Source organism: Marinomonas sp. PE14-40 (genome assembly GCF_051623805.1).
Classification (GTDB): Bacteria; Pseudomonadota; Gammaproteobacteria; order Pseudomonadales; family Marinomonadaceae; genus Marinomonas.
Genome location: NZ_CP130700.1, coordinates 765,091 through 791,549 on the forward strand (window position 1 = coordinate 765,091; position 26,459 = coordinate 791,549).

3 protein-coding genes are annotated in these 26,459 nt (G+C 38.2%); all 3 read left to right on the forward strand.

What is annotated here, in order from left to right; translation table 11 throughout:
- Positions 1-3 precede the first annotated feature (3 nt).
- The 3 genes from Q0A08_RS03645 to Q0A08_RS03655 are packed head-to-tail and all read left to right on the forward strand — an operon-like array spanning position 4 to position 26,447.
- Positions 4-5,166: an amino acid adenylation domain-containing protein gene (locus tag Q0A08_RS03645; RefSeq protein WP_438464942.1), complete on the forward strand. Its 5,163-nt coding sequence runs from the start codon at positions 4-6 to the stop codon at positions 5,164-5,166.
- Positions 5,166-17,144 (forward strand): amino acid adenylation domain-containing protein, encoded by an 11,979-nt coding sequence (locus Q0A08_RS03650; protein ID WP_438464944.1) that lies wholly within the window; start codon positions 5,166-5,168, stop codon positions 17,142-17,144. The genes Q0A08_RS03645 and Q0A08_RS03650 overlap by 1 nt, the downstream gene beginning before the upstream one ends.
- A 30-nt stretch (positions 17,145-17,174) precedes the next feature.
- Positions 17,175-26,447 carry an amino acid adenylation domain-containing protein gene (locus Q0A08_RS03655; protein WP_438464945.1) on the forward strand — a complete coding sequence of 3,091 codons (9,273 nt, stop codon included), beginning with the start codon at positions 17,175-17,177 and terminating at the stop codon, positions 26,445-26,447.
- Positions 26,448-26,459: the final 12 nt, after the last annotated feature.

Sequence of the window (26,459 nt, forward strand, 5' to 3'; positions counted from 1 at the left end):
ATTATGGAAGACTTGATCAAAGAAAATAATAATAAAAATGGTAAACTAACAAGCGCTAAGAACAGTATATTTGATGCTAAGAAAAATCTAATGAAAGAATTTGAAACATTCTCGTTAGTTGATCTAATAGATTACCAATTCGAGCAATATGCCACTCAAGATGCTTTGATTTATAAGAATAAAACTATTTCTTATCAAGAGCTTAATAAGCTATCCGATACCTTGGCTGAACGAATAAGATGGGAGTACCACCAACTCAATGGAAAAGATATAGATGATAAAACATTCATTCCTATTCTGTTTGATAAAGGTATTGACTTAATAATCGCAATTATAGGTGTAATAAAATCTGGCGCGGCTTATATTCCTCTTTCACCAGATTATCCAGAAGATAGAATTCAATACATAATTGAAGATTCAGGTGCAGATATAATAGTTTGTGATAAATTATATTTAAACAAAATCGAAAGTAAAAAAGAAAATAGTCAATTACATCAAATTACAGGATTTACTTTTGATCGCATAAAAAGACCTACTAAAACTAATGAAATTACTGATTTAGCTTATTTATTATATACATCAGGAACAACAGGAAAACCCAAGGGAGTGATGGTAAGGCAGAATAGTCTTATTAATTTAATATTAAACCAAACTCGGGCGTATCACTTTACCGAAGATGAAAATGTTATTTTATCTTCTAACCATATCTTTGATGCCTCAATTGAAAATATATTCTTAGCTTTACTCAATGGCGCCAAGCTCTTCATCCCTTCAAGTGATGACATAAAAGACCCAACGATTTTCAAGCAAATGCTCGAATTCAATAGAATATCCCACCTACATGCAACGCCATCATTTTTATCGGCATTGGGCGATTGTGGAGAACTGCCAAATTTAAAACGCATTGTCACAGGAGGAGATAAATGCCCAAAATCACTTCAGCAAATTTGGGGTGAGAGACTTGTTAACTCATATGGTCCAACTGAAACCACTGTGACTGTCTCAATGAATCTTTGCCATGATGTTTCAAAAGCAAATAATAACATTGGTAAGCCAATCGATAAGGTGAATTTTTATGTTTTGGACCAAAGCTTGAACCGCATTCCAATAGGCGAGATGGGGGAGCTTTATATTAGTGGTATCGCCTTATCTAATGGCTACTTGAATAAAGATACGCTCACTCAAAACCACTTCATCTCAAATCCCTATAGCGAAGTTGGTCATGAGATTCTATATAAAACAGGTGATTTGGTTGTTTGTCAGCAAGATGGCAGCTATGAGTACATCGGCAGAAATGACAGGCAAGTAAAAGTAAGAGGCTATCGTATTGAGCCTGCTGAAATTGAAGCAAGCCTTTGCCTTGATAGCCTGGTTGACCAGGCACTTGTTAAAGCAGAGGCCACAAAAGAAACGCATAAACTAATCGCCTATCTGGTAGGAAAAGACCTTAAAGACTCAGATATCACCGCGATTAAAGAGAAATTGGCTAAAAGTTTGCCAGACTACATGATTCCAAGCCTATTAGTTCCATTAGAAAAGTGGCCGCTGACGTTGGCGGGTAAAATCGATCACGAGCAACTTCCTACAGGCTTTGCGCCACTAAGAAAAGGTGAACTCATTTTAGCGAACTCACCAGATGAAGAAATACTTGTAAATGAATGGAAAAATATATTTGAGCTAGATGATCTTGGGGTAAATGATGATTTCTTTGCTCTAGGTGGTGATTCAATTACCGCAATACGTTTTATGAGCAGATTACGAAGCTTGTTGAACCGTCATCTCACCATGAAGCAGTTTAAACAAGATGCAACAATACAAGGTGTGTTAGCGAATAGTCAGCTTGAACAAATAGATGGTCTAACAACAAAGGCAATCGATAAAGGTAAAACTGAATTTCCACTTTCCAACCAGCAAATGGTTGCTTGGTACATGCATAAGAACCAGCCAGATAGCAAAGCTTATCTGGCTGAAGCCGCAACGCATTTTAAAGGGAGGTTCGTAAGTGATGCTCTCGAGAATTCGATTAACCAAATTTTTATTAATCACGATATTTATCGCACAAGATTCACGGAAATAGATGGCCGCATTGTCCAAACTATATTGCCAGAATATAAGATGAGTCTAAGAAGTATTGATGCTCTAACCGTGACAGAGCAAGATAAAGAGGCCTTTTTAGAACATACTTTTAAGACAGAATTAGACCGTATCGAGGATTTAAGCCAGTTACCATTAGCTGAATTTATCTTGGTAAGATTTGATGAAGAGCATCATGTCTTATTGCATCAAGAACATCATATTATTCATGATGGTTGGAGTGCGAACGAGTTCACCAACGAACTAATACATCACTATCACAGGTTTGTTAATTCTGAGTTTAAAACCCCTTATCAAGAGTCAAGCCAATACTCTAGCTTTGTTTTATCACAACAAGCTTGGTTAGACTCAAAACATGCTGAAAAACAGAAAAGTTATTGGAAGAAGCAGTTAGAAGGTGCTCCGCAAGGAGTGGCTCTATTTGGTAAAAAATCGCATAGCTTAGGCTTTGCAGGTTCTCATGAAAAAATGATTTTCACGCGTGAACAATGGCATGCAATGGAGACTTTATGCCGTGATATAGGTATTACTCCCTTTAGTTATACCTCCTCTATTTTGTATCTTTGCCTTGGGCGTTTTTCAGGCGAACAAGATCTAAGTTTTGGTTCAGCTTTTGCCAATCGTAACTGGGCGGACTCACATGCCACATTAGGTATGTTTGTGAATACGGTTGTACTTAGACATAAACTTAATCTTGAAACCCCCTTGTTTGAATTTCTTCAAAATACTCAGAATATCGTTGATCAGGCTCAGGCGAATGAAGAATTACCTTTCCCCCTTGTGGTAGAAGCACTTAATCCAGAGCGCGGTAGTGCATCTAATCCATTTTTTAATGTTCTTTTAGGCTTTCATGATACACCGGTTAATGAGCACGAAATTGAGGGACTGTCTTGGTATAAAGACGAAACCGTTATCTCAGATACTTCAAAATTTGATATTGATTGTCTTGTCGTTCCAAGAGGTAAGACCTTTAACGAAAGTGAAGAAGTGCATTTTTTATGGGAATACCGTAATGACATTTACACCCAAGATGAGATACAGCGATTTTTGTCTGCTTTCAAAACGAGTTTTTTAAATATTCTAGGTGAGTATCGTTTTCTCTCTCATCAACCGATTTCTGCAATAGATGTCCTTACAGAGCAAGAGAGAAAACAAATACTAAGTGTTTGGGGGCAAGGTGCTCCTTTATCTCATAATACAAGTGAGACGTTTAAAGAAAATGGCTTAGTTACTTCAATCAGAGAAAAGGCTAAGAGCCTTAAAGACAAAACGGCTATTCAAGATAACCAAGAAACTCTTTCTTATGGCAAGCTAGATATTTACTCGAATGCGTTAGCACAACAGCTTAAAAATAATGGTTACCAAGAAGGCGATAAAATCGCCATTCATTGCCAAAGAAATACCTTTAATCTCATCGCTATGTTGGCTGTCTTTAAGCTCGGTGCTTGTGCTGTCATGCTGGGGAGTGATTTACCAAAACAGAGATTGAAGCACATTTTACTAGATAGCCAAGCAAAGCTAATCATTGATGATGGCTCCTTAGTTGGCGTTAATAACTTGCCATGTAATCAGATTGTTTTGAATAACGCGCTTTTCACAAGTATTCAAGATACTCATTTTGAAGCAAGTCAGTACAAACCAGATGCAAGTGCTTATGTTATCTATACATCTGGCTCAACCGGACAGCCCAAAGGCATTGAAATCAGCCAACTTGCTCTTTATAAAATGAGCTTATGGCATATCGATGAATTTAAATTAGATGAAAATAGCGTGGGTACTAGCCTTGCCTATGTTGGCTTTGATGCCTTTATGGCCGAGGTCTGGCCGATATTAATGGCAGGCGGAAAATTGGTGCTTGTACCTGATGCAGAACGAGATAGCCCAAGTGCTCTAATGCAATTAATGAAGGCTCAACAAGTCACTCACACATGCTTACCGACAGGTTTGCTGACTCATGTATTTGCTAACCAAGTTCACTGGCCAAGGAGTCTAAAAACCTTACTAACGGGTGGTGATGTTCTAGGAGATATTCGTTTACCAGAGGATTTTGATGCTGCTTTCTATAACCTATATGGCCCAACTGAAACCTGCGTGGATGCCTGTTTCTACAAGGTTGATATCAACAATATTAAAGACGTACCAATTGGTCGTCCTGTATCCCATGCCAAAGCAAGAGTCCTTGTTAACGGTCAGATAGCACCTATTGGTGTACCGGGAGAACTCTATGTTGCAGGAGATGGTATTGCCAAAGGTTATCTAAATAATGACGAACTTAATAAAAAAGTCTTTATCCCGGATTGTGCCTTATCAGGAAAAGTCATAGACCCAAATACTAATCCAATGTCAGCTTCGGCTCAGACTTCCACTCAAGAAAGATATTACCGAACAGGTGATTTAGTTAAATGGAATCAAGATGGCCAACTTATCTTTTTAGGTAGACTCAATGATGAAATAAAAGTCCGTGGTTTTAGGGTGGCTTTGGGAGAAATTAATTACCAATTAGAAACTAGCCTAGATGTTAAGCAAGCTTATTCAATTGTGAGTGACGCGGCTATTTATTCTTATGTTGTTGTAAAAAATGAAGTCAAACAGGCTTGGTTAGCAGGACAAGGAAGTGAAAGGAAACTCGTAAGACAGCTTCGAAGACAGCTAAAAGCGGAACTGCCTGAATACATGTGTCCAAATGCCATTATCTTAATGGATGAAATCCCAATGACAGCACAAGGCAAAGTAGATAAAGCCAAGTTGGATTCTCCTCTAAGCACTGATACACCATTTGAGCCTGCTTCAAGCATGCTAGAAAAAGAGCTAAGTTTAATATGGCAAAAACACCTAGATAAAACGGAATTAAGTATTCATGCAAACTTTTTCTCACTTGGTGGTCATTCGCTATTGGCGATGAACATTATTGCAGAGATTCAGCGACAATTCTTTGTGCAACTAAGTATTAGTGACTTCTTCAATAATCCCAACATTAAAGCTCAAGCGAGCTTCATTCAGGCCGTAATCGATAGCAATGTTAGCCAAGAAAGTCCTGAACTAGCGTTAGATTTAGAAGAAGGGGAAATCTAATGCCACATAAGCTAATTAGCCGTGCTAAGTCACAAGGTGTTTATCTATATGTGGAAAATGGAGCACTAAAATACAAAGCTGAAAAAGGAAAGTTAACTAAAAGTTTAGCGGCTGAGTTAAAGGAACAAAAACAGGCTTTAATTGACTTTTTAGAGACTCATAAAAAGTCTGATTTAGCGCTAGAAATTCAGGAATTAAACTCAAATAAAGCGCCCCTTAGTTTTGCCCAAAGCCGTGTATATTATCTTGAAAAATTAGCTTGCGATAGCGCTCTGTATCACATGGTGGCGGCGTTTAAAGTCTCTGGAGCATTAAATATCGAATGGCTAGAAGCCAGCATTAAGCAGATCATGACAAGGCATAGTATTTTGTCGGCGGCCATAGCCTCTATAGACAAAGACATAAAACAGGTGGTTTGCAAAAACCAAGTAGAATGCCCGATCAAAGTGGAAGAAAAGGGTGATCTAACAGAGTCCGATTGGTTGGTTAAACAAGCAAATAAACCGTTTGATTTAAGTAAGCCTCCTTTATTTAGAGTTTCCCTGTTAAAGCTAGCACCAGAAGAAACTATCTTAACGTTTGTATTTCATCACCTTATTTTCGATGGCTATTCCTACTCTTGTTTCTTTTCAGAGTTGAATGACATTTACCGAGCTTACGAACTTAATATACCCGTTTCTGAAGTGAAACTGCCTTCATTAAAGTTTCAGTACGCTGATTACGCACATTGGCAAGAAAGCGAGCAGAGCAAGTTAAGTACAAAAACGTTAAATTACTGGAAAGCAAAAATGTCTGGGGTGCAAAGCTTAAATAGCTTACCAACAGATTATAAACGGACTAATCAGCCCCTATCTGAGGGTGTTTTGATTGAAGATCAGCTAGATCAGGCAATGACAAACCAAGTCAAAGCCTTTGCTCAGAGGCAAGGCGTCAGTCTCTATACGGTTTTAATGAGTGTTTATAGTGTGTTGGTTAGCCGCTGGCTTGAAAACGAAGACGTGGTGATAGGTACACCTGTCTCAGGCAGGGACATATCAGGGGTAAGTGATTTAATTGGTTTTTTTGCAAATACGCTTATCTTAAGAAATCAAATTGCGGCGGATAAAAGCTTTTCGGAAATATTAGAAACAACCAAGCAAGGGTTAGCAGAAGCATTCCAGCATCAAGCCATGCCTTTTGAGAAAATTGTTGATCAGAATGGACTAGAACGAAGTGAGTTACATGCGCCGATATTGCAGTTGCTATTCGTGCTTAATCAAACTGACAAAGCATCGTTAGCGTTAGATAGTGCTGATGTCACTAAGCTTTTAGTAGATAGAAAACGCATTAATTTTGAATTAGAGCTGCACGTTACGGATAAGGGAGATTGCTTAGAATTATATTGGCTATATGCAAAAACCTTGTTCAAAGAAACGAGCATCACAGCATTTAAACAAAGTTATAAAACCTTGTTAGAGCAGCTCATTCTAGCGCCTGATAAAAGCATCGTTTCTTTTTCATTAATTAGTCAAACTGATTTAAAACAAATTCAAGCCTGGAATAATACTCAACAAAACTTCCATCCAAACTTAAGTTTTGTTGAAAGGTTTGAGAAAAATGTCAGTCAGAACCCAGATAAACTTGCTTGTGTCTGGTATTTAGAGGGAAAGAAGCAAACCCTAAGCTATGCTGAACTCAACAAAAAAGCTAACCGTATTGCACACTACCTAATAAGCAAAGGCGCTAAAAGTGATGTTTGTATTGCCATGGCCTATTCATGGCGAATTGACGCCATTATAAGCATTTTAGGGATTTTAAAGTCAGGTGCTGCTTATGTGCCGTTAGATACTGAACAGCCGGAACAAAGGCTGGAAGGCATGCTAGAAAATGCCTCAATTAAATTGATGCTTGGCCCAGATGAGATTAAAGCAGGCATACAATCGCTGAATGTGATGGATATATCATCGCACACTGCAAAAGATATACTTGCGAACTTTCCAGACAAAAATCCTACCTCCAAAATTCACGCATCAGATCTTGCTTATGTGATCTTTACTTCAGGTTCTACCGGGCAACCAAAAGGCGTTATGTTAGAGCACGCCAGCTTGAATAATTTTATGGATGCCATGCAAGAAAGAGTGAATTATCAAGCTCAAGATGTTGTGGCCTGTATGACATCAACACGGTTTGATATTCATATTGCTGAAATCTTAATGCCGCTTACCAACAGCGCCTGCATTAGTCTTTTAAGTTGGGATCAAGCTAGATCACCTAAAACGATTTTAAACAGGGTAAAGCAAAATAATATCAGTCTAATGCAAGCGACACCGTCAGTATGGCAGCTTCTTTACGATGAAGGATTCAGGCCTAATTCTGATTTTAAAATGATAACAGGAGGAGATCATTTACCTGAGAGCTTGAAACAAGCTTTATTGAACAGCCATCAAGAGGCCAAACTTTTTAACTTGTATGCCCCTTCAGAAGCAACCGTTTACTGCTCAGGTAATCAAGTCAGCCTTAATCAAGATAAGGTGAATATTGGTAAGCCTTTCGCCAATAATCGTTATTATATTTTGGACGAAAATGAGCATCAATTGCCCATTGGTTGTATTGGCGAGCTTTATATCTCAGGTAAAAACCTCGCCAGAGGTTACTTAGCCAATGATGAATTAACAAGACAGCGTTTTAGGCCGGATATCTTTTGTGACGATGCCGGTGAGCGCATGTATCAAACAGGAGACCTTGCAAGGCGATTAGAAGATGGCAGTGTCGAATTAATCTCTCGAAAAGATTTCCAGCTTAAGCTAAACGGCATTCGTATTGAAGCAGGTGAAATAGAACATCACTTCTTGCAGATAAACAGCATTGATAATGCGCTTGTGACGATAAAAGAAATTAAGCCAGACTATCAAGCTTTAGTTGCCTATCTGGTTCCCAAGGCAGGTGAGCTACTTGATCTTGTTGAAATTCGTCGATATTTAACCAAGCATTTGCCTTCAAGTTTTGTTCCTAGTTATTTTGTTGAACTGGATGCATTTCCTCTAACCCAAAACCTCAAGGTAGACAGACTTGCTCTCCCATTACCTGATATAGATAAAGCAGGTGCAGAAAATACTAATCAGACTTTAGTGCTTCACGCTAATACAAACACAGAAACATGGTTAGCGGCGTTATGGGAGGAGATGTTAAGCATTACCAAGCTTGATATTAATAAAAACTTCTTCAGCCTAGGTGGTCATTCACTTCTAGCCATAAAGATGGTTAATCGTATCAGTGACAAAGTAGGGTACGAAATATCATTAAGAAGTCTAATACATGCTGGCACTGTGTATGAGCTGGCTAAGCTCATTGATGAGCTACGTGAACAAAATGAAACTAATATCATTCCTAAAAAACCGCTTGTTCAGCCGAGTGAAAAACGAGAAAGCCCTTTGTCTTTCTCGCAATTAAGACTCTGGACACTTGATCAACTTGAAACAAAAGGTAAGCACTATTGTGTACCTTTTAAGTTCGAAATAAAGGGCGAATTGAGCCTTAAAGCTTTGTCAGAAAGCCTCTTAACGCTAATAAAACGTCATCAGATATTAACGACTTCATATCATTCAGATCAGGGAAAAGTTTATCAAAGAGTGGTTAAGCATGAATCGGTTAATTCCAGTCTTGTTAAACAATTATTGGACTATCAAGACGTCACTAAAAAGCCTGATTTAGATGACCTGGTGAGTCATTTTGAATCTAATATTTTTGAGCGTCCTTTCGATCTAGCAAAAGGCGATGTTTTAAGAGTAGGTTTGGCCAAAGTTGCTGATAAAAAATACCATCTCTACATTGGCGTTCATCATATTGCTATCGATGGTGAGTCTAGTGATATTCTTTTAAACGAGATACAAAATGCCTATAACGCATCTGTTTCTGGTAAGGACTATCAACCAAAACCATTAGCCTTTCAGTATAAAGATTATGCCGCTTGGCAAAGAAATGAACCTGAAACTAATCCATCAAGTAAGCAACAAGACTATTGGCAAACAAGGCTAGCTGAGTATCAGCCTAAAACATTTTTAACTTCTGACTTTAAACGTCCTGAAATCTCCAGTTACCAAGGGGCAAATGTTTCAACAGCATTAGATGTAAGTACTTCACGGCAGTTGCTCGAAACGGCAAAGCAATTAAAAGTAACACCATTTTCCATCCTGTACTCAGCCTTGGTTGTTCTATTAAGCCGATACTCAGGAGAGAAGGATGTGCTTGTTGGGACAGTCAGTGCAAACCGTGAACAAAAAGCGCTCAATCACTTGATTGGCTTTTTTGTGAATAATTTAGCTTTGCGTACCCATCTGCCTGAAAAGATAAGCTTTAAGGCGCTTATTCAAAGCTCTCATCAAAATCTCTTGTCTGATTTTGAACATCAGTCTCTGCCTTTCGAGCAGGCAACTAAGTCCTTAAAGCTCTCAGCGCAACAATTAAAGCAACCGTTATTTCAAATTATGATGGTGCTTGAACATGCTAGTAATAATAGTTTTGAGTTTGAGAATACTCAGGTAACACCGCTATCGATTAAACATAATGAAGCAAGGTTTGATATCAGCCTAGGCGTGAGGATTCATACTAATAAGGTCGAGTTTAACTGGAACTATGCTTTAGATCTTTTTACTCGAGATACGATTGAAGGTTTCGCAAAACAACTAAATCATTTGGTTACGTTAAGCATTCGTTCATTAGAGGAGGATATTTTCAAACCAGCGTTATTGACTGCTTCAACGAAGATGGATGAGCGTGATCAATCAAATACTCACAATGCAGGACACATACCCTCAGATATAATTCCTGATACAAGTTTATTAGATCTATTTCAGCAAAAGGTTAAGACACATGGGAGTGAACCCGCCATCTCCTATCAATGTGAAACGCTGAGTTACGATGAACTTGAAGCTCGTTCAAACCAATTAGCAAACGCCTTAATTGATAAAGGCATTTGTATGGGTGATAGTCAGGGAGATATTATCGCTATCTGCCTTGAGAGATCCTTGAATATGATTGTTAGCATGCTTGCTGTTTTAAAAGCAGGAGCAGCTTATCTACCCATTGATACCAAAACACCGACAAGCAGGTTGTCTTTCATCTTAAACGACAGCGATAGCCGTTTATTAATTTGTGACAATAACAAGTTAGCGTCTTTATGTAATAAAGCTGACTTTCTTTATTTACCTGAATTTGATGTATCAACTTATTCTGAATTTAGTCCTGATTTTCTCCCTAAATCAGCCATAAAACCCACGGCAACAGATCTTGCTTATATCATCTATACATCGGGCTCTACTGGAAAGCCAAAAGGCGTACAACTCGAACATAAAGGTGTGGTTAATTATGTTAAAGCACAATCTGCTTACCTAAAACTTGATAAGCTCAAGGTAGATGGATTAAAAGCACCATCACGCTTTTTATATTTAACGAACTTTGCTTTTGATACCTCTGTTGCCAGTATTTGGGGGGCTCTAACCAGTGGTCATTATCTTGAGATAGTGAGTGAAGAAGATAGGTTTAATTTGGCTAAGTTAAATCGATTATTATGCCAAGGTGACAAGTATCTAGTTGCTTATATTCCTCCCATTCTTTTAGACAAGCTAACTCCTGACGATACGTCAAACTTGATTCCAAATATTATTATCTCGGGAGAATCTGTTTCACAGTCTGTCGTTGATAAATATGTAGAACATACCTGTTTAATTAATGAATACGGACCAACAGAAAACTCCGTCTGTTCAAGCTTTCATATCTATCAAGCAGGTGATGAAGCAAACACGATAGGTCAGTGTATTAATGGGGTAAATGCCTATGTATTAGACTCATTTTTTAACCCTGTCCCACAGGGTGTTACTGGCGAACTATATTTGTCTGGGGGTGGTTTAGCCAGAGGCTATCTTAATCAAGATAAATTAAATCAAGAAAGTTTTATCGATACTCATTTTGGTAGGCTTTATAAAACAGGCGACCTTGTTAAGACAAATAAAAATGCTCAACTAGTCTTTGTTTCTCGGATTGATGAACAAATAAAAATTCGTGGTTTTAGGGTTGAGCTTGGTGAAATAGAAGCTGAAATTCAAAAAGTTGAAGGAGTAAAAACAGCTAAGGTTGTGCTCGTTGAAAACCAAGGTACAAAACAATTAGGGGCTTATGTATTAACTTACCAAGATGATCCTCAATTACTTTTAGCCATTTATGAAAGCCTAGCTCTTAGCTTGCCAGATTATATGTTGCCTAAATTATGGGCTAAAACATCGTCTTGGCCATTGAATGCTAACGGTAAATTAGATAAAGCCGCTCTACCAAAACTTAGTCGTCTTCAGTTTAGCCAACAACTTAGCCAACAAGACTCGGAAAAAGATTTAACAGCACAAGAGCAGACTTTAATCAATTTATGGCAAGAAATGCTTAAACTGGAATCCATCGGGCTTAATGATAACTTCTTTGCTTTAGGTGGAGACTCAATACTCGCAATGCAACTGGTTGCTAGGGGTGCCGAATTAGGTTTGCATTTTAGTACAAAAATCTTATTTGAATACCCAAGTATTGCAAGCCTTATCCCTCATATTAAAAACTCAAATAGCCTAGAAGCAGAACAAGGAGCTAGTCTAGGTAAGCAAGCCTTATTGCCCATACAGCACGAGTTCTTTCATTTTGCTGTGAACAAGTCGAATCAATTTAATCAGTACTATTTGTTTGATGTGGACAAGCATTTTTCCCTTGAGACGATGAGGCGTTGTTTTGATATTTTAGTCAGTCGTCATGATGCGTTAAGGCTTAGCTTTGATAATAATCAGGCAGCATACCATGAGGAAAAGGATCTAAATTCAGCTTGCTATGAAACCTATATGAGTAAGATGGATAACGACTCTCTAAATGAAGTTTGTAATCAGATTAATCACTCATTAGATATTGCTAAAGGGGCTGTATTTAAATTTGTGAGACTCTATTCTGATCACCAAACAAAGCTTTTTATCCTTTCTCACCATCTCGTGATTGATGCGGTGTCATGGCAAATCCTCATCTCAGATTTCGTTAAACTTTATCAAGCAAAAATTCCATCCCAAAATCTGTTGGCCGCTAAAACCCTGTCTTATCAAGATTGGGGGAAACTGCTAAACCATAAGGTGACAATTGAATATTTTGAGAAACATGAAGCCAACTATTGGGCTAAAGTTTCTAAGCAAATTTCGAAAACTCACATCAGGTCTAATCAAACTGAACGGCCTCAAATAGCAATTGATCAATTTGAATTGAACCTCAATGACACGCAAGATTTATTGAATAAGGCAAACAAGGCGTATCACACAGATACTCAGATTTTATTAATAACCGCGATAAGTCTGACCTTGGCAAAAATGCAGAAAGAGGATGAAAAAAGGCCAGTCTCTTTCACCTTAGAAAGCCATGGTCGTGAAGGTCTCAGTACAGGTTTAGTGAAACAGCTCATGGGCCATGGTCTCTTAAAAGCAGAACCTGATCTTAGCCAGACAATGGGATGGTTTAGCGCGACTTTCCCATTGTTGATAGAAACTGATGCTCAAAAACAAAAGGCGTTAGAAACATCAGATTTAGGTGCGGTTATTTGCCAAATAAAAGAGAGCTTTAAACAAGTGCCAAACAAAGGCATTGGATATGGTGTGCTTAATTGGTTGGGTGAAAAGCCTAAACAAGAAATAATAGAGACAGATGTTCTTTTTAACTTTTTTGGTCAAACTCATTCAGATCAAGAAGACTTTAACGAAAACTCAACCATGAAAGGGATTACACCGCACAAAGTGACTCTTGAAGATGGTGCTTATAATCATATGGCACCACAAAAAATGGCAATCAACGTAAGAGTGTCTGATGGTGTTTTATGCTTTGAATTAGCCTATCAGACAGGCATTTACTCAGATAATGATATCCGCAAGTTTAAGGCTGGCGTTTATGGTTACCTGATTCGTATTATTGAACATAACCTCGAACAAAAAAGTGTCAGATACACGCCATCTGACTTCCCTCTGGCTAACCTAACTCAAGAAGATCTAGATATTTGGCAGGAGAGGATCTCTAAAGAAGAGGCTAATCTCGTTAATGTCTATCCGTTAACGGGTATGCAAGCAGGGCTCTTATATCAGAACCAGCTTGAGTCAGACGCCTATATTACTCAATTAGACTTACACTACCATGAACTTGATATAGAAATTTTCAAACTCGCCTGGTATCAGCTTATTCAACGTCATGACATATTTAGAACAGGATTTATGACAACTACGGCAGGTGACAAGTACCAAGTAGTTATCGATAAAACGCCTCTAGACTGGCGTACATTGGATTTAAGCCATCTCAAGGCTATCGATTACACCGCACGCTTTAAAAGCGTTCAAGCTGAAGATAAGACAAGAGGCTTTAATCATGAAGAACCTTGTTTAATGCGCTTTAGTCTCATTAAGACAGCGTTAGGTGACTATCACCTTATATGGACAAATCATCATGCTCTTATTGATGGATGGTGCCTGCCCATATTGTTATCAGAGCTAAATCACATTTACCATGCGTTAAAGAATGAAACCGCGATCACTTTAAAAGAAGCGCCATCCTATCAAAACTTTGTGAAATGGTTAGATGAGCAGGATGTACAAACGGCAAATGAATTTTGGCAATCTAAGTTACAACCTATTGCTGACTATAAACCTCTTTCAACTAGGCCTATTTCATCAAGGTCTCTTTCATCTAAACCACATGATCTTACACAAAGCGAAAAAGCGAAGGCAATTAAGAGTCAGTGTTACTTAAATAGCGTTCAAACTAGCGACTTAAAAGCCCTAGCGCAAGAAGCACAATGTACACTTAATTCCTTATTCCAAGCTGCGTGGGGGCTTTTACTGTCAAACTATACAGACTCAAATGATATTGTTTTCGGTAGTATCGTCTCAGGGCGACACTCTCAAGTTCACGATATTGAGAAGATGGTAGGTCTTTGTATTAATACCTTACCAGTCGTTATGTCACTTGATAAAAATGCGGATATTAAGACTTGGTTGAAACAGCTACACAGGGAACATGTGGAAGCTGAGAGCTTTGCTTATCTTCCTTTGCAGGATATATGGAAACAAACCGTAACGGGTAATCAAGCAATGTTTGATTCACTGCTTGTGTTTGAAAACTATCCGCTTGATCAAGGCTTAAAATCAACTACAAATGGCTTAACACTTGCTGGCCTCAAGAGTGAAGAGCAAACCAATTACCCTCTAACGATAGTCATCGTTGAAGAGTGCGAAATAGAAATTAAGCTTTTGTCTAATGATCAGCATTTAGCGCAATGGCAAGTGGATCAAATCCTTAATCACTTTAAGACACTTCTTGTCCATATGTCACAGACAAATAAGCTGTCTCAGGCAAATAACCTGAATGATGTGAAAATGCTTAATCATGAGGATAAGCTTAAACAAGTCACACCTTGTGAAGAGACCAATCAAAGGCTAGATAAGTGCTCTTTAATTGAATGCTTTGAGGCGATTGTTCAATCATCGCCATTCAATACCGCAATTAGCTTTAATCAAATAAAACTGAGTTACCAAACGTTAAATGAGAAAGCCAATACCTTAGCCCATTATTTGATTGCAAAAGGCGCCAAGCCTGGTGATAACATAGGCATTCATACAGAACGCTCTATCGAAATGGTCGTTGCCATGCTGGCGGTTATGAAATTGCGGGCAACCTATGTGCCTATGGATACAAGCTATCCTGCAGCACGCCTCACTCATATGATAGAGAGTGCAGGTATCTCCCACATCATTTGTGATCAGGATACGACCAGTATTCAATCAGATATCGAACTGACATTTGTCGCTTTTACTCACTTACCCTCTGGGTTATCCAAAGAAAATGTGGATAAAACACAATTAGATAAGTTTGATGTAAAAAATAAAACTATACCTGCTTATCTTATGTTCACTTCTGGTTCAACTGGCTTGCCTAAAGGCACCATGATTCCAGAATCTGGGATAAAACGGTTAGTTAAACAAACTAATTATGTCGAGCTTAACCAAGATAAAAAAATCGCTCAGATAAGTAATTTCTCATTTGATGCGGCGACTTTCGAAATTTGGGGAGCCTTATTAAATGGTGCTCAGCTTGTTATCTTACCCAATGAAGAAGTCCAGAATGCTCAAGCACTTTCTAATAAAATTGAATCTGAAAACATAGATATCATGTTTATGACGACGGCACTGGTTAATCAGATGATATCCATTAACCCTAAGATATTTGCAGGCTTAGACACCTTGTTATTCGGTGGTGAAAAAGTGAATAAGCAAACCATTAACCGTATGCTTGATTCAGGTAAACCTAAGCATCTTGTACATGTTTATGGTCCAACAGAAAACACAACCTTTAGTACCTTTCATGAAATTAAAGAAAAGGCTGATGAATATCCTATTGGTAGGCCTATTTCAAACACAAGCGCTTACATTCTTTCAAAGACTTTAGAACTTACTCCTTTTGGCCAAGTGGGTGAACTTTATCTTGGTGGCCAAGGGTTAGCGCTTGGTTATTTGGGGCAAGCTGCTTTAACTCATACAAAATTTATCGAATCTCCATTCGATCAGTCACAAATACTTTATCGAACAGGGGATCTTGTTCGATATTTAGCCAATGGTGATATTGAGTTTGTTGCAAGGTTAGATGATCAGATAAAGCTACGGGGTTTTAGGATTGAAAGGATAGAAGTACTTAGCCAATTAATGACGATTGACCTCATCTCTAAGGCAAGTGTCGAACTGATCGAGCGTGAAAAAGAGCCTGTATTAGCGGCTGTTTTCACAAGCTTACACGTGATTGAAACACAAGCAGAGAAAGATGAAGCGCTGGCGACGGTAAAAGCGGAACTTAGATTAAAACTTCCAAGCTATATGTTGCCTAGTGAGTTTCATCTTTATGATGAACTCCCTCTTACCCAAAATGGCAAACTTGATCGTAAAAAAATTGTTGAACGGATGAAAACACAAAAAGCCAATAAACAGGTCAACACCGCAAGTCCAAGGGATGAGATTGAAATGGCCTTGTATCAAATTTGGCTAGATATTCTCACCACCAAAGACATTAGCATTACGGATAATTTTTTTGATATTGGTGGTACCTCAATTTCTGCGATCAAACTTATACACAAAATTGAGCAAGTTTGGCCAATTAAGCTATCTGTTTCTGAATTATTAAAAGCCACAAGCATTGAAGCCCTAGGTGGCATCATTAGGCAAAATCAAGGTTCAGAAAGTAAAGCCGTAAGAAATGAGTTGATTGAATTTAGAAAAGGGGAAGGAGAGTTAAATGTTATCTGTCCTCACTTAGGGGGTGGTACGGCATTTGGCTATTTGTCTTTGGCTAAAGTACTTCCTGATGAATTTGGTGTGTACGGTATTCAGGCAAAAGGGGTGGATACGGATGGCGTGTTTTTACCGGATGTACAAGCAATGGCAGAGTATTACTTAACATTAGTCTCTCATTTAACATCAAAACCACATGTTTTTGTGGGTTGTTCTTATGGCGGTTATATCGCCTATGAAATGGCAAGAATTTTAAACACCGCCGGCCATAAATCAGTTGCCATTTTATTGGACAGTGAAGGAACACATGATCAAGCTGTTTTAGATCAAATTTCACCTGTTAGCCTAGATGTATTTAAGCAAAAGCTCGTTACCTATAACGGTATGTATCCACATATCGATGATGCTCAAATAGATCGTTATTTCAGAATTTATAACCACCATTTGCTGTCTCTAAAAACCATGTCTTTAGCAAAAACAGAGGCAAGAACAATTACAGTGCTAGCAACAGATGATAAATCTGATGCCTATATTGATTCTTTGACCGCGTTTTGGGCTGGTAAGGCAGAAGCTGATTTTCAACTTGAGCTGGTGGATGGTGATCATTCAACTATGTTGCAGGCACCAAGCACCTTAAAAGTAGCTGACATTATTAAGACTGAACTGACGTAATAGATTAGTCTGTTTGAAGAGATATTATTCATGGATAAGAAAAATAATAAGCCTTTGTTTGATCAAAATAACAGTAACAAGCTCATTTCAATCTTTAAACAAAGGGTTACTCAGTTTGGTGACCATAATGCGATTGAGTGCAATGATAAAGCAACGAGTTACCGTGAGTTAGACGCTATATCTGACATTCTAGCCCAGCATTTAATTAAAAATGGGGTTAAGCAGGGTGATAGGGTTGCAGTATGTTTACCTAGATCTTTATCACTTTGTGTTAGTTTGTTGGCGATTACTAAATGTGGTGCTTGTTATCTCCCCCTTGACCCTGATGCGCCCATCGTTAGACAAAAAACCATGCTATCACTTGCCAAGGTAGAGCTTGGCTTGGGTAACATCCCCTCTGAATTAGGCGTTAAATGTATTGATATCGAGACAAATGAGGTCTCGCTATTTAATACTGAAGAAACGACGAGCTTTGTAGCGAGAGACTTAACCCAGGACTTTTGCTTATTTTTCACCTCAGGGACAACTGGCATTCCTAAAGGCGTTCCTATTCACCAAGACGCCATTCTTAATCTTGTGATTACGCCAGGTTATGTCGATATCAGTGCTAATGACAGGGTCGCTAGTTGGGCTAATCCCACATTTGATGCTCAGTTGTTTGAAATATGGGGCGCACTTTTAAATGGTGCTTGTTTGGTCATTTTCAACCAAGCAGAGTTAATTGAAACTGACGCCTTTGCTCAAAAGCTTCAACATAGCGAGTTAGATTATGCTTTTATGACGGCATCGTTATTTAACTACATGGTTACTAAATACCCACAAGAAATAATTTCGATCAAACACTTATTAGTTGGGGGAGAGGCTTTATCTCCACAAAGTTGCATGGCCTTCTATCAGGCACAAGCTGGTAAAACCAGTAAAAGCCGATTGTATAACGCCTATGGTCCCACTGAGTGCACTACATTCAGCTTATGTCATAAGTTAGATGAAAGTCGTCTCGAAGAATATATCACCAATGCATCTGTGCCTATTGGGAAAGTCATTGGTAAAACGAAAGTGATTATTCTAAATAAAACAGGTGATTTGGCTAAGACAAATGAAGTAGGCGACTTATACCTCGCAGGTCCAAGTCTGACTAAAGGCTATATTAGCACTGATAGTGAGGCGAATAAGGTTTTCATTAAATTAGCCTACAAAGCAAACAAAGAGCAGGATTCTCATGTTTGGTATAAAACCGGCGATCTTGCAAAACGTAATGATAAAAGTGAAATTGAATACCTAGGGCGAGCAGACGATCAAGTTAAAATACGTGGACACAGGGTTGAAACAGCAGAGATAGATAATCACCTAGTTAGCTACCCTAATATTAAGCAAGCTGTCACCTTAGGGGTGGATTCGGGGCTTGGCTATAAAGACCTTTACACTTATATCGTAACGGCTCAAGGTGCTAATGAAGAAATAAGTTCAGAAGAGACAAGCTCAGAAGAGAGCCGCTATCAGGAAACCAGTTTATTAAACAAAGATTCGGTACTAGCATACCTAAAAGAAGAACTTCCAACTTATATGCTGCCACATCGTTTGTTTGTGTTAGCCAAACTGCCATTAAATGCGAACGGAAAGTTAGATAGAGAGGTACTAGCAAGATTAGAGCTATCTGAACTCGCATCCAGCCAAACACCAACTACAAGAGTCAATAAAGAGAAAGAAAGCTTAAATGAACTAAGAAACACGTTAGCTAAGATAGCGCCAATAAGGGGCAATACCTGTGTTGATTTATTGCTTAAAGCGCTCAATCAGTCTGAACTTTCCTTAGAAAAAGGTTTTATTCAAACTGGCGGTGATTCTTTAAAAGCTATGCACCTTTCTTCTAGTATCAAACGTGCGTTTTCAATACAACTAAGTGTCAGGGACATATTGGAATCTGAAACTATGTTAGACCTAATGGTTAAGGTTGAGCAGTTACCAGAATTATTAAAAGAGTTAGAAGGAAATACCGCGAGCCCATCAACAAACATCAAGCAATATGTGGCAACAAAGCAGCAATTACGTTTGTTTTTCTTACAACAAATAGAGCCAGATTCTAAGGCTTATTATGCGCCTTATCATTTCTTTCTGGAAAAGGGTTTATCTGTTTCTGTATTAGAATGGGCATGGTCACAATTACTTGTTCGCCATACAGGCTTAACAAGTCAGTTTAAGTTAAATAATAATCAATTGATGGTCTCTGAAACTTGTTTAGTTATGCCTCTTAAGGTTTGTGAGATAAAACAAGCAGAAGTAGATACTGAACTAGAGCGATTTATGAAAGCCCCTTTTGATCTAGAAAAGGGCCCTTTAGCCAAAGCTTGTCTTTTTGACATATCTGACCCAGTTAATCATCAAGCAAAACAGATTCTCAGTTTTAACTTTCATCATTTAATCATTGATGGTTGGAGTCTTAATCTTATTCTTGATGAGCTCAGCCAGTTATATCAAAGTGGTTTAAAACAAGAAACCAACACTTTAAACGCACTTAACAAGAACTATGGTCAATATAGTCAGGATAGTCATAAAGCTGGAAATCAAAGCAACCAGGATGACGAGAACTTCTGGCTCACTCAATTTAAAGCCTATTCAAATAAAAATTTGTTATTTCCTACTTCTTTACGTGATAGCAAAAAGGGGGCGCAACTTCATTCGTCTATTGATTCAACCAGATGGGAATCTATTGAACACTTTGTTAAAACGCATAATGTCACTTTATTTAGCCTATTGTTAGGCGCCTATTACTTAGCGCTTGCCAAAATCTTTGATAACAAAAAAATCCCCATTGGCTCTCCAATAGCTAATCGTCAATCTTTAGAGGATGAAGCGATCGTCGGCATGTTCGCTAATACGAGCATTTTCCATTTAAAGGAGAGCTCCAAAGAAGGGCAGTCAGACTTTATTAATTATGTACAAGATCTCGTTATCGATACCTTGTCACACCAGAATTTAGACTTTCAGCAAATTAGTGAGTTAAGTATGTCTCTGGGCAATAAGGCGCCTTTGTTTGAGGCTTTATTTGTACTTGAAAATACGGATTTGAATAATTTTAAGCTAGCAGATCAAACGATTCAGGCGGTAACTGGATTTGCTGGTGATGCTAAATTCCCTATCTCTTTATATCTAATTAAAAGTCATGACAGTGCTGAATTGTGCCTTGAATATCAAATCTCTTGTATTAATCAGACAAAAGCCAAAGCCATACTAGATCACTTTATTATGGAGTTGGATGGTTTAACAGATTACCAGCCGACAGATATCAGCTTACCGAAAAGCCGCGCATCTTTTGACTTGGAGGGATCTCTTAATTTTGAAAAAACACATAGTGACTTAGAGTTTGATCTTTCACTTTCTTTTATCGATATGTTTGAACAGCAAGTTGCTAGGGCACCTGATTCAACGGCATTAATTTGGAAAGAAAATGCTGAAGATAGAGGTCTTACTTACAAGGCGTTAAATTTAAAAGCAAATCAATTGGCTCATTACCTTAAGCGATTAGGCTATCAACAGGGAGATATTTTAGGGCTAGCTTCAGCTTGGTCACCATCAAGTTGTTTGGCAATCTTAGCAATAGCAAAAATAGGCGCTTGTTATTTACCTTTGGATCATAGAAACCCTAAAAACAGAACGGTGAGCATGCTCAGTAATGCTGGCGTAAAATCGGTTTTAGGTAATCTAGAAAACTTACAGAATTTGAGTGAAGCCTTAACACTGATTCCGCTTGATGATGCTAACCATGAAGCATTAATAAAAGAAGAAGTCACATATAACCCGGCAAGAGCAAATGATGCAATTAATGAGCTTGCCTATATTATCTATACCTCAGGCTCTACCGGTGAACCAAAAGGCGTCATGGTGACACAGGCTAATATCACTAATTTACTCATATCCATGAGGCGCATGCTAGATGTCTCAGATCAAGATACCTTTATGAACCTCACCGCACCCAGCTTTGATATTCATGTCACTGAAATTTATTTGCCTTTAATTTGTGGTGCAAAACTCGCAATGCTAACTTGGGAAGAAGCGCATACGCCTCAGCTTTTATCTAATAGGCAAAAGCACTATGGCGTAAGTCTAATGCAAGCAACACCTGCAACTTGGCAGTTGTTGGTTGATATTGGTTGGAAACCCTCCAAAGGTTTAAAAATGCTGACAGGGGGTGATCATCTATCATTGCCATTGAAAAACGCCCTTATAGTAAATGAAGCGCGTCTATTTAATTTGTATGGCCCATCTGAAACGTCTGTTTATTGCTCTGCTGCTGAAATGACGAAAGAGCAAGACAATATCCATATTGGTAAAGCATTGGAGAACAATCGACTCTATATTCTCGATGAATCAAAAAAGATGGTAGCTAGAGGTGAAATGGGTGAGCTTTATATTAGTGGTGCAAATGTTGGCAGAGGCTATCTAAATAACCAGGCGCTGACCCATATTAAATTCACATCAGATCCTTTTATATCTAGTACATCGCCCTTTCAGACAATGTACCAGTCAGGCGATTTAGCCAGACGTGGTGCTGATGGCAATATAGAACTTGTTGGTCGTAAAGATTTTCAGATCAAAGTAAACGGTTTTCGAATTGAAACCGGGGAGGTTGAGACCTGCCTTTTAGGCCATGAAAGCGTATCTCAAGCTCTGGTAACCAGCATTGAAAATGAGAATGCGGGTAGTGAGCTTTTAGCTTATGTAGTTCGAGTCTCCCCAGTATCAATTGAAAATAATCAAGAGGCTGAATTAATCACTTCGCGCGGTTCGAAAACGTTGAGAACCGAATTATCCAAAATGCTAATGGATAATTTACCCAGTTTTATGCAACCCTCATACATAATGGTAATGGATGAATTTCCGTTAACCTTGAATGGTAAAGTAGATAGGCACAACTTGCCCACTCCAAATTTCAAAGATGGTAAAAAGACGGGTATAACAAGTCAGAGTAAGATTAATCAGACGTCCAGCTTAGACAAAAATACAGAGCTAGATAAATGCAGTGAACTAAATAAAAGCAAAGAGCTAAATAGAAGCAAAGAAGCTTTAGTTTGCCAACTACATGAGATCTTAACCCCCATTCTTGGTTACCAAATCGACCAAGAGCAGCACTTTTTCGAAGCAGGTATGAACTCGATTCTCATGATGAAGTTTCATCATGCGTTAACTAACGCTCAAATTGCTTCTTTTGATCTAAGTCTCATGACCTTATTGGATACACCAAATTTAAATCAGTTAGCCGAAAAACTAAATAAAAATGACATTGATCAAGACCCTTTAAGTAACGATCCTAGTTTAGTTACTGAAGACATAATTGAAGAACAAACAACCGTAAGTGCTAAAGCTAATAATGGCATTCAAGAAATCGCTGTCATAGGAATGGCAGTCAATTTGCCACAAGCCAATAATTTACAAGCTTTCTGGCAACTGATTAAAAACGGTACCTGCGCAATTAAAGTGCAAGATGAGAAAGAAGATCGCTCAGATAGACACTGGGTGAATAGCGTATCTAGCATCCAAGATGTGTTTGATTTTGACCCTCACTATTTTGGCATATCAATTAATGATGCCAAGCTAATGGACCCTCAACATAGACATGCTCTTATGACTTCGGCGCAAGCATTAGCTGATGCGGGTATTACAAGTGATGGATTGAATAAGGTTGGGGTTGTATTTAGCCAAGGTGATAGTGATTACCAAACTAAGATTCTATCTAAGCTTGAAAATAAGCATCTAGATAAATTTCACTTATCTCTATTAAATGAAAAAGACTTTATTGCGACACGCCTTGCTTATCACCTTAATCTTAAAGGCCCAGCTATCTCTGTTCAAACTGCTTGTTCAAGTTCGCTCGTTGCGATCCATCAAGCCTGTCAGCAACTGTTAAATGGTGATAGTCAGGTTTGCCTTGCTGGCGGTGTAAACATAGACCTAAATTTATTATCGGGCTATCCATATCGTGAGGGCATGATTTTATCGAAAACAGGATTATGCCGACCCTTCAGCGATGATGCTGACGGTACTGTCCCTGCAAATGGTGTGGCTGCCGTTGTGCTTAAACCATTAGTGCAGGCTATACAGGATCAAGACACGATTTATGCCACCATAAAAGCGAGTGCGATTAATAATGATGGCAGTGATAAAGTGAGCTACTTTGCGCCTTCACTTTCAGGGCAAATTGAGGTGATTAAAACGGCACTTAAAAGAGCAGAGATCGAACCTTTTGAAGTCGGTTATATAGAGGCACACGGTACAGGCACTTTGCTTGGTGATCCGATAGAAGTCAGTGCGCTTTCACAGGCTCTTGAATCAGTAAAACATGAACATAATGAAACTGTCGATCATCAAGATAAACGCTACTTAGGCACTTTGAAAAGTCAAATGGGGCATTTGGGCGCAGCAGCAGGTGTTGCAGGTTTTATTCGAACAGCCTTATCTCTTTATCATAAAAAAACACCCGCCAGTCTTCATGTAAATACGCTAAATACTAAAATCGACTTCATTAAAGCTGGATTTGAAATAAGCCCTCAAATGCTTAACCAAGATATGTCAAAGCCATATGCCGGTATTAGTAGTTTTGGTATTGGTGGCACAAATGCTCACCTTATTATGGGGCAATCACCGAACTCGGATTCGAGAAATGAGCTTAAGCCGCCAAAAATCGAATTCAATAAGCGCTCTTACGTGAGTGATTTATTTAATCATTACAAGTCTGTGGCTGCTTCTTCGTTAAATGATGAGACATCGGAGAGGACAAAAAGTAAGGCGGTTACAAGGTTTAAACAGTTAGCTGAAAATGATTGGTTTCTACAGGAAAACTGGTTGAGGGGGGAAAGCCTTGAAGGGAACAATACATCTTTTAATAAGCACTATGTCCTTATTGATAACCCAAACCAACAGGGGAGAAAGCTAGCAGAGAAACTCTCTTTGTTCACCCAGGTTAGTTACTTTTCTAATCTAGATGACTTTGTTAAAACCCTTGAAAAGCTTGATCTAGAAACTTTAGAAGATGTTACCTTGCTAAATTTTAATCAGCTAGCGTCTTACTCATCAACAGCGTCTCAAGGGTTATATAATGACTTAGATTTAGCACCATTTGATTTTAAACAAATTTTTAATGATTGGAATGATCTGATTAATCTTATTCAGAGCAAATTGATTAATCATTCTAAGCAGACAATCAAGATCATTAATCTTGTTCAAGGCAGTGCTCAAATATTAGGAGATGAAAGTTTAAATCCAACCAGTGCATTATTGTTTGGCTTATTACAAACCTGCCCAATTGAGTTTGAAAATTTGAAATACACTGTGTTGGACATACCACCTACTTCAGAAAAGCTCATTCTTAATGCATTACTTAAATTAGAAAGCCTATCATCTGGCCATTATGCAATCAGAGGGCATTATTTGTGGCAAAAGCATTATCAAAGGTCGATAAATCCACCCAATTTATTATCCGAATCTGATAAAACGACTTACCCTAAGGCCCTCGATAAAAAGGGAAAAAAAGAAAAAGTTTATGTACTCACAGGGATTGGAGGAATAGGCGAAGCCTTGATAAAACATTTAAGCCAAGATTCAAATAATAAGCTTATTTGTTTGAGCCGCTCTTCTGCGAGTAATACGTTAGATATAAAGCTAGCGGTAAACAGACTCAAGTGTGATATCACTGATCTTATGTCAATGAAATGGGTTAAGCAGCAAATTCAAACAAATTTTGGTGAGGTTTACGCACTGCTTCACTTAGCGGGTAATAGCGGTGGTGGCATGATGCGTCTTTTAGATACAGAAAAGACGATAGATAAAATGTCAGCCAAAGTAGTTGGCGCAATTAACATTGAAAAGACCTTATTGTCTCTTAAGCCTAAAAAGGTAATGTACTTTTCATCTATGTCTTGTGTGAATGCGATAGCAGGTCAAACTGATTATTGTGCTTCAAACCATTTTTTAGATTTATTGGCAAAACATCAGAATCAGGTTTTCCCAGAGACAGAATTTATCAGTGTTAACTGGCCTACTTGGCAAGGAACAGGTATGGCTAGCGAGGTTGAGAGAAACGATTTTGCAATAACGGCTGAACAGGGGGTTAGCTTGTTTTTATCGACTCTTGAGACTGGCTCAAATCAGTATCTAATTTCTCCTTTAAGTGATCATGATAAAACGGCATTTTTTGAAGAGATAAATAACAATAAATTTATGCCGCAAAGAGCAGTTGAACACCAAGAAACTCAAACTTTAGAGAGTCTAATAACAAATCTATTTCAAGACTGTTTGGGTCAAGATGACATATCAAAGGAGGTTTGTTTTTATAATTTAGGTGGCGACTCACTCACTGTTTTAGATTTATTTGATGCTTTAGAAGCCAGCTTCCCTGGAAAAATTTCGCTTAAAGAGCTTAACCAAGATGTCACTATTGATAGTTTAATAAAACTCATAAGTAATGATGAAACACCTGACTCTGAGATCCAAAAACTGGATTATAGTCAGATTCTTAAAGCAGGAAATGGCGCTAAAAACATGCTTATTCACCCAATTGGTGGTGAGTTAGGGGGTTATAGAGCCTTGATAAAAGCATTGCCTGATACTGATGAGACGTTAGGTATCAAGGATCCTTTATTTCATAATAACTCACAAAAGCTAACCAGTGTTGAAACCTTAGCTGCTGCTTATCTTGGTAGCATTAAAACGAATGTGCCAAAGCGCATTATTGCTTGGTCTTTTGGGGCGCTGATTGCTTGGGAAATGATACGTCTACTAGAGCAGGAAGAAAGCGAGATATTGGACAGTTTAGACTTAATATTCATAGACCCGCCTAGCCTTAAACAGAATTTAAGTCATAAAGAGGAAGCAAATGGGCAAAATGTATTTATTGAAGAACTGAAACAGCAATATCCTCATTTAAAAGATAACCTTAACCCTATATCGATCAACAGTAGTTCTGATGAATTAGATGTATCTAAAGTGATTGAAGCCATATTGGGTAAAGATTCTAGCCAGATTAATACTAGTTTAAATCAGGAGGTTCATTCATTTTTCCAAAACGCCATTTTGAGCTGTAATAAGAATCAAAAAGCTATGTTGAGCTTTGAACCTGTTACTAAAATCAGTTTAAAAACACAGATATTTATTGCGAGTAGAAATGACATGTATGAGATTGATAACGTTAAAAGCACGTGGGGAAGTATTTTAAACAATGTTAGTTTTTATGAAGTGAATGCCGATCATTATTCGATCATGGAACAAGACAATGTGGAAGTGATAGTAGAGCAAGTATTAGCTAAACATTAGCTTTAAAGTAAT